At 64.2% G+C, this 13,122-nt stretch carries 11 protein-coding genes; 6 read left to right on the forward strand and 5 right to left on the reverse strand.

Annotation, left to right across the window (positions count from 1 at the left end; genetic code table 11):
- Positions 1-18 precede the first annotated feature (18 nt).
- A complete protein-coding gene (locus tag VIM95_RS21190; RefSeq protein ID WP_331989720.1) occupies positions 19-546 on the forward strand; it encodes a GNAT family N-acetyltransferase in 528 nt (175 codons plus the stop codon).
- On the opposite strand, the gene VIM95_RS21195 is transcribed toward VIM95_RS21190, so the two are convergent.
- The 3 genes from VIM95_RS21195 to VIM95_RS21205 form a co-directional block, all read right to left on the reverse strand.
- Positions 543-1,250 (reverse strand): hypothetical protein, encoded by a 708-nt coding sequence (locus VIM95_RS21195; protein WP_331989722.1) that lies wholly within the window; start codon positions 1,248-1,250, stop codon positions 543-545. The two genes, VIM95_RS21190 and VIM95_RS21195, sit on opposite strands and share 4 nt — an antisense overlap.
- Before the next feature lie 16 nt (positions 1,251-1,266).
- Positions 1,267-1,839 carry a glycine zipper 2TM domain-containing protein gene (locus VIM95_RS21200; protein ID WP_331989724.1) on the reverse strand — a complete coding sequence of 191 codons (573 nt, stop codon included), beginning with the start codon at positions 1,837-1,839 and terminating at the stop codon, positions 1,267-1,269.
- Positions 1,840-2,039: 200 nt separating this feature from the next.
- Positions 2,040-3,164, reverse strand: coding sequence for an ABC transporter substrate-binding protein (locus tag VIM95_RS21205; RefSeq protein WP_331989726.1), 1,125 nt, complete (start codon positions 3,162-3,164; stop codon positions 2,040-2,042).
- A gap of 464 nt (positions 3,165-3,628) precedes the next feature.
- Here VIM95_RS21205 and VIM95_RS21210 point away from each other — a divergent pair, with 464 nt between their 5' ends.
- The 5 genes from VIM95_RS21210 (at position 3,629) to VIM95_RS21230 (ending at position 10,323) form a co-directional block, all read left to right on the forward strand.
- Positions 3,629-5,260: an alpha-D-glucose phosphate-specific phosphoglucomutase gene (locus VIM95_RS21210; protein ID WP_331989728.1), complete on the forward strand. Its 1,632-nt coding sequence runs from the start codon at positions 3,629-3,631 to the stop codon at positions 5,258-5,260.
- Between the two features lie 216 nt (positions 5,261-5,476).
- Positions 5,477-5,788: a GNAT family N-acetyltransferase gene (locus tag VIM95_RS21215; protein WP_331989730.1), complete on the forward strand. Its 312-nt coding sequence runs from the start codon at positions 5,477-5,479 to the stop codon at positions 5,786-5,788.
- A 127-nt stretch (positions 5,789-5,915) separates the two neighbouring features.
- Positions 5,916-7,196, forward strand: a complete 1,281-nt coding sequence (glgC, locus tag VIM95_RS21220) for a glucose-1-phosphate adenylyltransferase (protein WP_331989732.1) — start codon at positions 5,916-5,918, stop codon at positions 7,194-7,196.
- 37 nt (positions 7,197-7,233) lie between these two features.
- A complete protein-coding gene (gene glgA / locus VIM95_RS21225) occupies positions 7,234-8,688 on the forward strand; it encodes a glycogen synthase GlgA (RefSeq protein WP_331989734.1) in 1,455 nt (484 codons plus the stop codon).
- A gap of 339 nt (positions 8,689-9,027) precedes the next feature.
- Entirely contained in the window at positions 9,028-10,323 is a 1,296-nt protein-coding gene (locus VIM95_RS21230; protein WP_331989736.1) for a DUF4397 domain-containing protein, read from the forward strand.
- A gap of 92 nt (positions 10,324-10,415) precedes the next feature.
- Here the strand turns inward: VIM95_RS21230 and VIM95_RS21235 are convergent, their stop codons facing one another.
- Positions 10,416-12,062 (reverse strand): diguanylate cyclase, encoded by a 1,647-nt coding sequence (locus VIM95_RS21235; RefSeq protein WP_331989738.1) that lies wholly within the window; start codon positions 12,060-12,062, stop codon positions 10,416-10,418.
- A 420-nt stretch (positions 12,063-12,482) separates the two neighbouring features.
- Positions 12,483-13,103: a GNAT family N-acetyltransferase gene (locus VIM95_RS21240; protein WP_331989740.1), complete on the reverse strand. Its 621-nt coding sequence runs from the start codon at positions 13,101-13,103 to the stop codon at positions 12,483-12,485.
- Positions 13,104-13,122 lie beyond the last annotated feature (19 nt).

The following is a 13,122-nucleotide window of genomic DNA, read 5'->3' on the forward strand; positions in this document are numbered from 1 at the left end:
GCCGGGAAAGGAAACAGGATGGTGTGGTTGCAAACGTCTCGGCTCAGCCTGCGGCGCTGGGAAAGTACGGATCTGGACGACTTCTGTGCACTGACGTCCGATCCCATGGTCATGCGCTGGGTAGGGGATGGCAGCCTACTGAGCCGCGAGCTGACCGAGACCTGGATAGGGAAGGCCAATGCCAATATCGAGCGCTGGGGCTTTGGTACCCATGCGGTGACCCGGCGCGAGGATGGACAGGTGGTCGGCTGGGCCGGATTGATACGCAGCGAGCATACCCCGGAGCCCGACCGGGCCGAAATCATCTACGCCCTATCCCCCCCATGCTGGGGACAAGGCTACGCGACCGAGCTGGCGGGTGGCATCCTGCAATGGACCTGGCGGCATACTGCGCTGGCGGCAGTGCTGGCGACGGTGGACCCGGCCAACGCCGCCTCACTGGCGGTGCTGGCCAAGCTAGGCTTCAGCCATCTGTTGGAGCGTCTGGATGAAGATGGCCTGCCGGAATCGCACTGGCTGGCCTCCCGTCCGGCTGACCTGGTCTAACGCACCGTATAACCCCGCCCTTCCAGGCAGGCAGATTCGGCACGGCGGTAGTCGTCGCGTTTCTGCCAGGCATCGCCGCGGCTGACGCCGCCACCCGGTTCGGTAGGATCGAAGCCGGTCTGCTTGACCGCCCAGCGATGGCACTCGTAGCGGTCCAGCGCCTGCTGCTTGTCGTCCTGGTTGCGGTTTGGATAGATGTAGGGCTCGCGGTCGGTGCCCCCGCTGCCACCGGATGGACCCTCGTCGTCGTCCTCCACATAGCGGTAACCGTCGGGTGGGGCGACCACCACATAACTATCGGCTTCGCGCCGGTAGAAGATGTCGTCGACCACGAAGTAGGTCAGGCCGCCGTAGAAGACGGTACGGTAACCACCGGGCAGGAAGGTGATATGGGTACCGTAGACCGGGCGATAGATCACGTGTGGCGGGCGCGGCCCATACCAGCGGTCGCCCGGGTAGTTGTGCGGGCCGCCGTTATAGCCGGGCCGGCCATCGTGGTCCCAGCGGCTATCGCCGGGCCGCGGATCGGTGGTGCCCGGTCGGGGTGGCGTGCGGTCGCTGTGGGTAAAGGGGGCGATCTGCTCCCGGCCGCCACGGTCGGCTGCAAGCTGGCGGCTGCTGCCGATATCGCCGGGGGCGGCATGTACGATGCCGCTCAGCGCAGAAACAGTCAGAAGGGTCGCCAGTAAGGCGGGGCGTAGCATGATGATCTCCGTATGACTAACGAACCGTATATCCGCGACCGGACAGACAGGCGCTCATGGCTCGACGGTAATCGTTGATATTGCCTGCGAGCCGGTCGCTGCGGCTTTGTTCCCGCTCGATGGCGGCCGATTCGGCCCGGTCTGCGGCTTCCTTGCGGTTCTGGTCGGAGACGGCGCCGATCACCGCACCGGCCAGGGCGCCGACCGCCATACCCTCGGCGGTGTGGTGCGGGTCGGAGGCGACCGCGCCGACCATGGCGCCGACCACGGTACCGGCGGCGGTGTCGCGGCCCGGCTCCGGATCAGGCCGGCTAAGGATGTGCCGGCTGACGTTGGGCTGCGGCAGGCTGGGGTCGAAGCCGCTCTGCCTGACCGCCCAGCCATTGCACTCGTAGCGGTCGCGATCCTGCTGCTCGGGCGACTGGCCCTGGTCGGGGTAGAAATAGACCCGGCTGGAAGGGGGCGGCGCCACGGGCTCGACCTGACGGACCGTGCGATAGCTGCGGTGTGGCGGCGCGGCGCAGGCAGCCAGCAGGAGGCTGGCGGTCAGGGTGAGCAGGGCGATACGGATAGGGGCTGGGGTAGGCATGACGGCTTGGTCTTGCGGGTGGATATACCCTCAATCTAGCCGCCAGGCGTTGCTCAGGTTTTGCCACCGCCCATGGGCTTGTAAACAGCTGTAACAGCTGCGGTGAGGCCTATGTCTGTTAACGCACCAGGCCGGCCTGCCGCTGACACCTGAACGAAAACGCCCGGACTGAGCCGGGCGCATGGCGGGCGATGCGCGTCTTAGCTGCGGATCTTGCCGTTGCTGTCCAGCACCGTCATGTCGATGAACTGCGAGCCATTGTGGTTGCTGCCGCTGAATTTGACGCGGAAGCCGCCAAGGTCGTAATCGCCCAGCGATTCGAGCGCGTTGATCAGCTTGTCGCGGGTCAGATCGCGGCCGGCGCGCTTGAGGCCTTCAACCAGGATGCGGGCACCCAGATAACCCTCCATGCTGGGGTAGTCGACCGTGTTCACATCGGCTGCCTTGAGCACCTTCTGGTAGTCCATGGCCACCGGCTTGATGGCGTTGTAGGGTGAGGGCATGACTTGCGAGACCATCACGCCGCTGCCGTCCTGCTTGAGCTCGTTCACCAGCGCCTCGGTACCCACGAAGCTGACGTTGTAGTAGGGGCCCATGAAGTTGCGGGCGCGGGCGGCGGTGATAAAGGCGGCGCTGGACTTGTAGGCGGTGACCATGAAGATGGCGTTGGCCGGCTTCTTGGCGACCAGTTCGTCTACCGCCTTGGCAACCTCCACGCTATTACGCTGCACGGTAGCGGTGGCATTGATGGTGAGCTTGTATTTGGCCGCCGCCTCGGTCATGGCCTTGAGGCCGGATTGGCCGTAGGCATCGTTCTGGTAGAACACATTGATGGTGTTCATGCCCAGCTTGGCCATGGAGCTGGCAATCTCTTCGGCCTCGTCGCGGTAGCTCGCGCGCACATTGAAGATATGGCGGTTGAACGGGTTACGCAGGCTGTCGGCGCCGGTATAGGGCGCAATAAACGGAATGCGGGCCTGGTTGATGGCCGGCAGCGAGGCATTCGAGGTCGGGGTGCCGACATAGCCGAACAGGGCAAAGACCTGCTCGCTCTCGATCAGCTTCTTGGTGTTGGCGGCGGCGCGGTCCGGCTCGTAGCCGTCATCCAGCGTGATCAGACGGATCTTGCGGCCGTTGATGCCACCCTTCTTGTTGATCTGGTCGAAGTAGGCGGCGGCGCCACGGGCCACGCCTTTGCCGAGCTCTGCGGCGGCACCGGTGGTGGCGGCCGATTGGCCGATCAGGATCTCGCTATCGGTAACGCCGGTCTCTGCATGTAACAGGGTGGAAGCCGCGAGCAAACCGCTCCAGAGTGCTGCTTTCATAAAATGCTATCCCAACTTATTGATTTCATTCGCATCGCCACGCTGCACGAGGACTGAGGCAAACGGGTCCGCCGGCGGTCAGGCGGCTGGGACAGGCTGTCCCTGGCAGGCGTCGCGAACCGGCGGGTTTGGGCCCGCCTCAGCGTGAGGGGTCGCGGCACAAGGGTAAGCATCGTATGCAATATGAATACCGCGCAACTATATTTTCCAATGCAGGGTCGGATCGTCCTATACAAAGGCAGCTTGAGCGCCGTAGCAGCAGGCGATAGACGGTATCTCGCAGCATTGGTCGGTGTTGGGCATATTCAACACTTCTAATATTTCGTGGTGATGAAGCGGGTACCTGACGGGGTGGTAAATTTGCCGACCGCCTGCCCGGTGGGTGGATAATCCCCACTGCGGGCCTTGCTACCAATGGCCTTTTTGACCTTGCCACCGGCACGGTGATCACCCTGGAATGGATCATGAGCAGCATCAGCATTGCGAGCGGCGTCATCGCCGGACAAAAACCGGGTACCTCGGGCCTGCGCAAGAAGGTCGCGGTGTTTCAGCAGCCGCACTATCTGGAGAATTTCGTCCAGGCCATTTTCCTGGCCGTACCCGGATTGCGTGGCCAGACCCTGGTGCTGGGCGGGGACGGGCGCTACCACAATGCGGCAGCCATCCAGACCATACTGAAGATGGCGGCAGCCAATGGCGTGGCCCGCGTGCTGGTGGGCCGGCTGGGGCTGCTCTCCACGCCGGCGGCTTCGCACCTGATCCGGCAGCGTGGTGCGGCTGGCGGCATCATCCTCTCGGCTTCGCACAACCCTGGCGGGCCCGAAGGCGATTTCGGCATCAAGTTCAACGCCGGCAACGGCGGCCCGGCCAATGAGCAACTGACCGAGGCCATCCATGCCGCGACCTTGCAGATCACGGCTTACCAGATCAGCGATGCGGCCGATCTCGACCTGACCCGGCTGGGGGAGACGACGCTGGACGGGCTGCAGGTCGAAGTGGTCGACCCGGTGGCGGACTACGCTGCGCTGATGCAGCGCTTGTTCGATTTCGATGCCATCCGCGCCTGGCTGCGTGAGGGCCATAAGGTCCGCTTCGATGCTTTGCATGCGGTAGGTGGCCCCTACGCGGTCCAGTTGTTCGAGGACATTCTGGGGGCTCCCATCAATAGCGTGCGGAACGCGGCACCGCAGGCCGATTTTGGCGGTGGACACCCTGACCCCAACCCGGTCTATTGCGCCGAACTGGTCGAGGCCATGCAGGGGGCGAGCGCGCCCGACTTCGCTGCTGCCTTCGATGGCGACGCCGACCGCAATATGATCCTGGGTCGCAATATGGTGGTGACCCCATCGGATAGCCTGGCGATCCTGGCGGCCAATACCCATCTGTTGCCGCAGTTCCGGGCCGGTCTGCCTGGTGCGGCGCGCTCCATGCCGACTTCGCGGGCGCTGGATGCGGTGGCGCAGGCGCGCGGCTTTGCCTGCTTCGAAGTGCCGACCGGCTGGAAATTCTTCGGCAATCTGCTCGACGCCGGCCGCATCGCGCTATGCGGTGAGGAGAGCTACGGCACCGGTGCGGACCATGTGCGAGAGAAGGACGGCGTCTGGGCGGCTCTGGCCTGGCTCAATCTGCTGGCGGTACGGCGGCAGTCTGTGGCGGAGATCGTGCGGGCGCACTGGGCCGAATTTGGCCGGCACTACTACAGCCGCCATGATTACGAGGGCCTGCCGCAGGCGGCCGGTGATGCGCTGATGGCCGGGCTGCGTGCACGTCTGGCCAGCCTCCAGGGCCAGGTCGTGGCCGGGCTCACCGTCAGCCTGGCTGACGACTTTGCCTATACCGACCCGGTGGATGGCTCGGTCAGCGAGAAGCAGGGCGTGCGGGTGGAGTTCGAAGGTGGTGCACGGGCGGTGTTCCGGCTCTCGGGCACCGGTACCGAGGGGGCGACCTTGCGGGTCTATCTGGAGCGCTATGTGGCCAACCCGGCTGGCCATGACGAACCGGTGCAAGTCGCGCTGGCACCGGTTGCGGCGGCGGCCGAAGCCTTGGCGGGCATCGTGGCCCATACCGGCCGGGCCCAGGCGGACGTCATTACCTGATGCCGATGCAAAACGGTGTCAGCGTGCGGCTGGCAAAGCCGGGGGATGCGGCGGCTATCTCGCATATACGGGTGGCGGCCTGGCAGGCGGGCTATCGCGGCCTGATGCCGGATGGCTATTTGGCAGCATTGGATCCGACGGTGGGTGTTGAGGGCTTGCGTGAGCGGCTGACGCAGCCACCGGCCGGCTTTCGGCTCTTGCTGGCGGAGCTGGACGGTGAGGTGCTGGGTCAGGCGACGCTGGGCGAACCACGCCAAAGTACTGGCAGAGCTGGAACTCTGGGCGCTCAATGTGCATCCCAAGGGCTGGGGCAAGGGCTTGGCGCAGGCGCTGCTCGCTGCCGTGGCGGAGGAGGCGCGGCAGCTGGGCGCCACGGTGCTGTGCCTGTGGTGCATGGAGGCCAACCTGCACGCCCGGCGGTGCTATGAGCTGGCGGGCTGGCAACTTGGCGGACAGCGACGTTGCAATGATTGGCTGACCGGCATGCCCTTGCACGAGCTGGACTATCTGCTGCTACTGCCGCGCTGAGCCGCTGCACCAAACCGGCACCTGTATCGCCGCCGCAAGGCTAGGCCTATGCTGTAGGTGATAGCAGGCAAATCGCCCGCCCCTGGCAACCGTACCGGGGCGATGGTGGAGACCGATGGGGGTGGGTGTGGACGATCTGATCATTGCGCGGCAGCTGCCGCGTCGCAGTATCGCGTTGGTGCTGGCCGGTGGTCGGGGTTCGCGGCTCAAGCAACTGACCGACAAACGCGCCAAGCCGGCGGTGTACTTTGGCGGCAAGTTCCGCATCGTGGACTTTGCGCTGTCCAACTGCCTCAATTCCGGCATACGCCGCATCGGTGTGGTCACCCAGTACAAGTCGCATTCGCTGTTGCGCCATCTGCAGCGCGGCTGGGCCATGTTCCGCTCGGAGATGGGCGAGTTCATCGACCTTTTGCCGGCCCAGCAGCGGGTGGATGAGGACAGCTGGTACCGCGGCACGGCCGATGCGGTCTACCAGAACCTCGACATCGTACGCAGCTACCGGCCCGAGTATGTGGTGATCCTGGCTGGCGACCATATCTACAAGATGGACTACGCGCGCATGCTGCTGGACCATGTGCAGAGCCTGGACAAGCTCGGCATCAAGGGCGGCGTGACGGTGGCCTGTATCGAGGTGCCCCTGGACGAGGCCAGTGCCTTTGGCGTGATGGCGGTCGACGCGCAACGCAAGATCATCGACTTTGTCGAGAAGCCAGCCAATCCGCCGGCCATGCCGGACCAGCCAGACAAGGCCCTGGCCAGCATGGGCATCTATATCTTTGATGCCGACTATCTGTACCGGCTGCTTGAGGCCGATATCCAGGACGCCGGCAGCGAGCATGACTTCGGCAAGAACCTGATTCCCGCGGCCGTGGCGGCTGGCAAGGCGGTGGCGCATCCCTTCGGGCTCTCGTCCGTTTCCAGCTACCCGCACGCCAAGCCCTATTGGCGCGATGTGGGCACCATAGACGCCTATTGGGAGGCCAATCTGGACCTGGCGTCCATCACGCCCGAACTGGACCTGTACGATCGCAACTGGCCGATCTGGACCTACCAGGAGCAATTGCCGCCGGCCAAGTTCGTGCAGGATGCCGGTGGCGAGCACCGGGTCTACAACACCATCGTCTCGGGCGGCTGCATTGTGTCGGTGGCGCAGGTCACCAATTCGGTGTTGTTCAACAAGGTGCGCATCCATGCCCATTGCGTGATCGACCAGGCGGTACTGCTGCCGGACGTGGAGGTCGGTCAGGGCGCCCGGCTGCACAAGGTGGTGATAGACCGCGGCTGCAAGATACCCGCCGGGCTGGTGGTGGGCGAAGATGCGGAGCGCGATACCAAGCGCTTCTACCGTAGCGAAGGCGGGGTGGTGCTGATCACCCGTGAGATGTTGAACGGGCTCAAGGTCTGAGGCAGTCAGGCCCAAGCAGACGAGGATAGTCGGATAGATGCGTGTTTTGCACATTGCGGCAGAGTGCTACCCCCTGCTCAAGACCGGTGGATTGGCCGATGTGGTGGGGGCATTGCCGCAGGCTCAGCGCGCATTGGGTAGCGATGCACGGGTCTTGCTGCCGGGCTTTCCGGCCGTCCGTGCCGGCCTTCAGGATGCCAAGCTGGCGGCCAGCCTGCCGGTTCGTTTTGGCAGCGATACGCTGACCCTGTGGCAGGGCAGGCTGCCTAGCGGCGTACCGGCCTATGTGATCGACGCACCCGGCCTCTATGACCGTACCGGCAACCCCTACGCCGATGCGGACCAGCACCCCTATGCCGACAACCACCGCCGCTTTGCCCTGTTGGCCTGGGTGGCGGCCCAACTGGCTGAAGGCCTGTTGGCGGATTGGCGGCCACAGCTGTTGCATGGCCACGACTGGCATGCCGGCCTCACGCCGGCTTATCTGCGGCAGATTGCCTTGCGTGATGGCCGCCGCCCGGCGGCGAGCGTGTTTACTGTCCACAATCTTGCCTATCAGGGGGTCTTCCCGGCCACGCACTATGCCGAGCTGGGTCTGCCGGCCGAGTTCTACCGCCTCGATGGCCTGGAGTTCCATGGCCAGCTTTCGTTTATCAAGGCCGGGCTGCAGTTCAGCGACCGCATTGCGACCGTGAGTCCGAGCTATGCCGAGGAGATCCAGGCGGCCGAGCACGGCTGTGGGCTGGATGGCTTGCTGCGCTACCGTGCCGATGCTTTACGCGGCATCCTCAATGGGGTGGATGAACAGGTCTGGGACCCGGCCAGTGATCCGGCCTTGCCGGCGCACTTCGATGCCGAGCGGCCCTTGGGCAAGGCGCGCTGCAAGGCTGCCTTGCAGGCTGAGCTGGGCCTGGCCGCAGAGCCGGGTGCGCTGCTCTTTGGCGTAGTCAGCCGTTTGACCGAGCAGAAGGGGCTCAACCTGGTGCTGGCGGGTGCCGAGGCCTTGCTGGCGCAGGGAGGCCAACTGCTGGTGCTGGGGAGTGGTGAGCCGGCACTCGAGGAGGGGTTCCGCCAGCTGGCGCAGCGTCATGCCGGGCGGGTGGCGGTAAGGCTGGGCTTTGATGAACCGCTATCGCACCGCATCTTTGCCGGTTGCGACGTGGTGCTGGTGCCCTCGCGTTTCGAGCCCTGCGGCCTGACCCAGATGTATGGCATGCGCTACGGTGCGTTACCGCTGGCGCGCCGGACCGGCGGCCTGGCCGATACGGTCAGCGACGTGTCGCTTGAGAACTTGGCGGCCCACACTGCCACCGGCCTTGTGTTCGAACGTTTTACCCAGCCCGACTTCGACGCCGCCGTACGCCGGGCCTTTGCCTTGCACGGCAAACCCCAGCTCTGGCGCGAAGTCCGTCGCCAGGCCATGCAACAACACTTCGGCTGGGAAGGCCCCGCCCGCGACTATCTGGCCCTCTACAAGAGCGCGCTGGGTTGAGCCGGCCAGGTGTGTGCAAGTGTTTCAGTCGCTAATGCCAAGCGGCGGGATCAGCGGGCAATGGGGTTCCTCGGATGCAGCATGGCGACCTGCGAACTGGCCTACGCTCAGTCCTTGCGATGACCGATTGGGTGAGGCATGCCAGGTCCTTGAGTGGCAGATCTGATTTGGCACCGCTGTTAAGCGCCTTACGGGTACTTACACGCGGTCATGGCTTGTAACAGCTGTCTGTCGGGGCCAAACACTTGGCACATATTTGGTGAACAACTGTTCCTTATCGTCGCCCACATCACGCCTGATGGGCAGGCGTCGTAGCTTTAACGCGATAGGGAGCAGTTGATGCAAGGTAGGTCCACTTTGGCCAGTCTGGGGCTGGCGATGCTTGGTTTGGCGACTTTGGGTCTCGCCGGCTGCAACGGGCTCAAGAGCGGGGATGACAGCATCCACGCCAACTTGCGCTTTGTGAACCTGATGACCGACCAGGCAACGGTCAGTGTGCTGCTTGACGACGCCACGCAGCTCTCCAGCCTGCCGTTCGAGCAGTCCAGCAGCTACCAAGACAATGCCTGGGCAGCCAGCTACACCATCAAGATCAACAACGCCAGCAATGCCTTGCTGGGTTCCTTCACCCTGGCGCCGGCGCAGAAGAGCCATACCACGACCTATCTCTACGGCTCGGCCGTGGGCATGAAGTACGCGAGCTTCACCGACGAGGCCTATACGGTCAGCAGCGGCAAGTTTGTGGTCCGTACCCTGTTGGCGGCGGACAACCTGTCGGGGTTCGATCTGTATGTGACCGGCGCCAGTGACGATCTCTCCAACCTCACCCCGACGGTCTATGCCTACGCTGCCGGCAGCATGTCGGCCTACAGCAGCGAGACGGCCAGCGGCAGCTACCGGGTGCGGTTGACGCTGTCGGGCACCAAGACCGTGGTGTTCGACACCACCATGACCTTCGACAGCGCGACCGCCACCACGCTGGTGCTGCATACCCTGGGTAGCAGCCAGCTGCCGACGGTCATGCGTATCAAGCCTGACGACGGCTCGGCAGTTATTGTGCCCAACACCCTGGCCCGGTTGCGGGTGGTGCAGGGTAGCCCCGATGTCAGCGGCAGCCGGATTTCGCTCGATGGCACCGCCGCCTACCAGGCTGTGCCTTTTGCCGGCGTGACCAACTATGTGATCCAGTCCGCCGGCACGCACACCCTGAACTTCAGCAATGAGAGCACCGGGGCGGCGTTTATCAGCCAGTCCCAGACCTTCCAGCCGGGCCGTGACTACACGGTGTTCTCCAGCGGCTTGTCGAGCGCTGCAACGGCATTGGTGTTCGAGGACAGCAATCTGGCGGTATCGAGCAGCCGCGCGCGTGGCCGCTTTGTCAACGCGACTCCGGACCAGGCCTCGGTGGACGCGGTGGTGAATTACCAGCCGCTCCTGAGCAATATCGCCGCCGGTAACCGCTCGGCTTCGGTGGATCTGGATGCGCTCTCCTACCCGGTGACCTTCAATGCCAGCAGCAATGGTGCGGCGCTGGCGCAGCTGACGACCGATACCCTGGTCGCCGGTGGGGCCTATACCTTTGCCCTGGTTGGCGCGGCCAATAGCTATAAGGCGGTGGTCTTCAAGACCAACTGAGCCCCTGCGTAGCTGCAAGTGTCGTAAAAGCAAACGCCCCGGTGTAGCTACCGGGGCGTTTGCCTTTACTTCTCCTGACGCCCCCCGGAGGCTCAGATCGCTTCTCCGGCGGGGGTCTCCTGCTTGTGGGCAGTCTCATCTGCGGCGATTTCCCCGGCTGCGACCACTTTGTTGCGGCCGCTGTGCTTGGCGCCGTAGAGCGCGCGGTCGGCAGCCTGCAGGATCTCGTGGAGATTGGCACCGTCCTCGGGGAAGGCCGCAATGCCGACCGAGACGGTCAAGGTCAGGACCTTGTCCTTGTAGGGAATACGTACCTTCTCCACCGCCTGGCGGAACTGCTCTGCACGCTGCCGTGTGGCTTGCAAGGTGGCGCCGTTGAGCAGCACGGTGAATTCTTCGCCGCCATAGCGGCAGGCCACGTCACCGACGCGCAGGCTGGCGCGCAGCTGGGTGGCGAATTCGCGCAACACCTGGTCGCCGACTTCGTGGCCGTAATTGTCGTTGACCGACTTGAAGTGGTCGAGGTCCAGCATCATCAGGCCGACGGTGCGGCCGCTACGGCGGGCGCGTTTTTCGGCGTCGTCGAGGGCGGTATCGAGGTAGCGGCGGTTATAGAGGTTGGTCAGCGGGTCATGGGTGGCTTCATTGAAGAGCGCCTCGCGCGCCTTGAGGCTGACCAGGGCCAGGGCGGCGCGCTTGGCAACGCCTTCCAGAAAGGCCGGGGCGTGCAGGCCACGTGGCTCACGCAGGTGCAAAAGACCCAGGGTCTCGCCGTTGCCGATCAGGGGGATGCAGATATGGTCGGCATCGTCGCTTACATGCTGGCAGTGCAGGTGTTGCTGCAGGGGGTCGGTAGGGTGGATCTGGCCACGTCGTAGCGCCCAGCAGCCGCTGGGCGGAAAGACCTTCTCCACCTCGGGCAGGGTACCCCATTGGCACTCGATGGCGGCGAGGCCGGCTTCCTCATCCAGCAGGTAGACGCCGCCCGAGGGGGCCTCCAAATAGCCGGCGGCGAAGTTGCCCAGCACCTGGGTCAGCTCCTGGACCGAGACGCAGCTCTGCATCAGGTCGCCCATCATGTTGAGCTGTTCCATCTCGTTGGCATGTGAGGCCTGTTGGCGTATCGACTCTTCCAGCTTGCGGTTGAGCACCTGCAGTTCGTTTTGCATGCGCTGCCTGTCGGTTACCTCTGCCTGCAGGCGGGCATTGGCCTCGGCCAGCTCGGCGGTGCGTTCCTCCACCTTGGCCTCCAGGTTGCTGTAGAGCGCGCGCAGCTGTTCCTCGCTGCGGGTCAGTTCCTGCTCCTTGTCCTTGCGGGCAGCGATCTCTTCGGAGAGCTTGAGGTTGGCACTGGCCAGTTGCTGCGGGCTGGGGATGGCCAGGATCTGCGGGATCAGCCGCCAGAGCATCACCGCGGTGACCAGAGAGATGGCACCGGTAAATACCCTGGCCCAAGTGTCGAGCCAGTAGATGGGTTGCCAGATGGTGATGATGTCGAGGAAGTGGGTGGAACCGCAGGCCAGGATAAAGGCCGCGAACATGGCAACCACGCTGTTGAAGCGCAGCTCGGTGCGACGGCGTATCAGCACCACCAGGGCCAGCGGGATGCTGAAATAGGCGAGGCCGATGGCGGCGTTGGCGATGACATAGGTCCACAAGAGGCTGGACGACCAGGCAAAGCAATAGCCATGGGGGATGAAGCCCTGGCTGGCGAAAAGCTGAGTCAGCCCGTCTAGCATGCATACCTCCGGTTGGGTGGGCACCCGCGTCCCGCCTCTATGCCGGGCGGTCTAAGAGCCTGTTATGAACTTAGGTCTGATGGGGGCGGAAGGTAACGTCGGCGCCAGCGAGACCCTGGCGCTACGCGGCAAGGACGCCTGCTACAGCAGCCCCTTCCCTGTTTTAATCCACACCCTTCCCGCAGCTTTGCACACACAGGTTCCAGGCGCTACAGCGCCAAGAACGCTGGCAGCCACCGCTGCGGGGAACCACGCTGACGCTCGTCAGTGCGTTGAATTAAATGATTTTTCAGTCACTTAAATTCATGGCAGGCTCTAAATCATTATTCTCTGATTGGTACGGACAATGTTGGTTCCACCGCCATACGGTCAGCCGCCGGTGCGGGCAGCATAGCGGCAGATCGGCCCATGGGCCATCCCTCAGATGGGGGATGGCCGACCGGTACCCTGCCAGACCAGTTCGGCCGAGGTGTCGCGTGCGGTCCAGGTATCGGAGGTCAGGGCGGTTAGCACGTGGTCGCGCCAGACGCCGTCGATGAGGAGGTAGTCTGGGGCGTAGCCCTCGCGGCGAAAGCCCAGCCGAGCCAGGAGGCGCGCGCTGCGCTCGTTGTCTGGCAGGTGGTTGGCGGTGACCCGGTGCAGATTGTGGCTTTCGAAGATCCAGGCCAGGGTCAGCGTAAGCGCCTCGCGCATCAGGCCCCGGCCCCAGTGCGTCTGCGCCAGCGAGTAGCCCAGGGTGGCGCCGTGATAGGGGTAACCGACCAGATTGGTGAAATTGATGGTGCCGATCACGGTGCGGTTGTCGGGCTCGAATACCAGCATACTGACGCTACGACCTTCCTGGTAGTGGCTGCGGTTGAGCGCCAGCCGCATCAGGCAGAACTCCAGGCTGTAGAAGTTCTCTGGCCGGCGTGGCTCGACCGGGGCGAAGGCGCTGCGGTTGGCCAGCAGGTAGGTACGCAGTCCCTCGGCGTCGCCCGGCTCACCCAGGCGGACGATGAACTGTGTATGGCGGAGTACGGGAGCGGCGGGTGCGGTCATGGTGCGTTTCGTTGTCTGT

The organism is Chitinimonas sp., assembly GCF_036568685.1.
Lineage (GTDB): Bacteria > Pseudomonadota > Gammaproteobacteria > Burkholderiales > Chitinimonadaceae > Chitinimonas.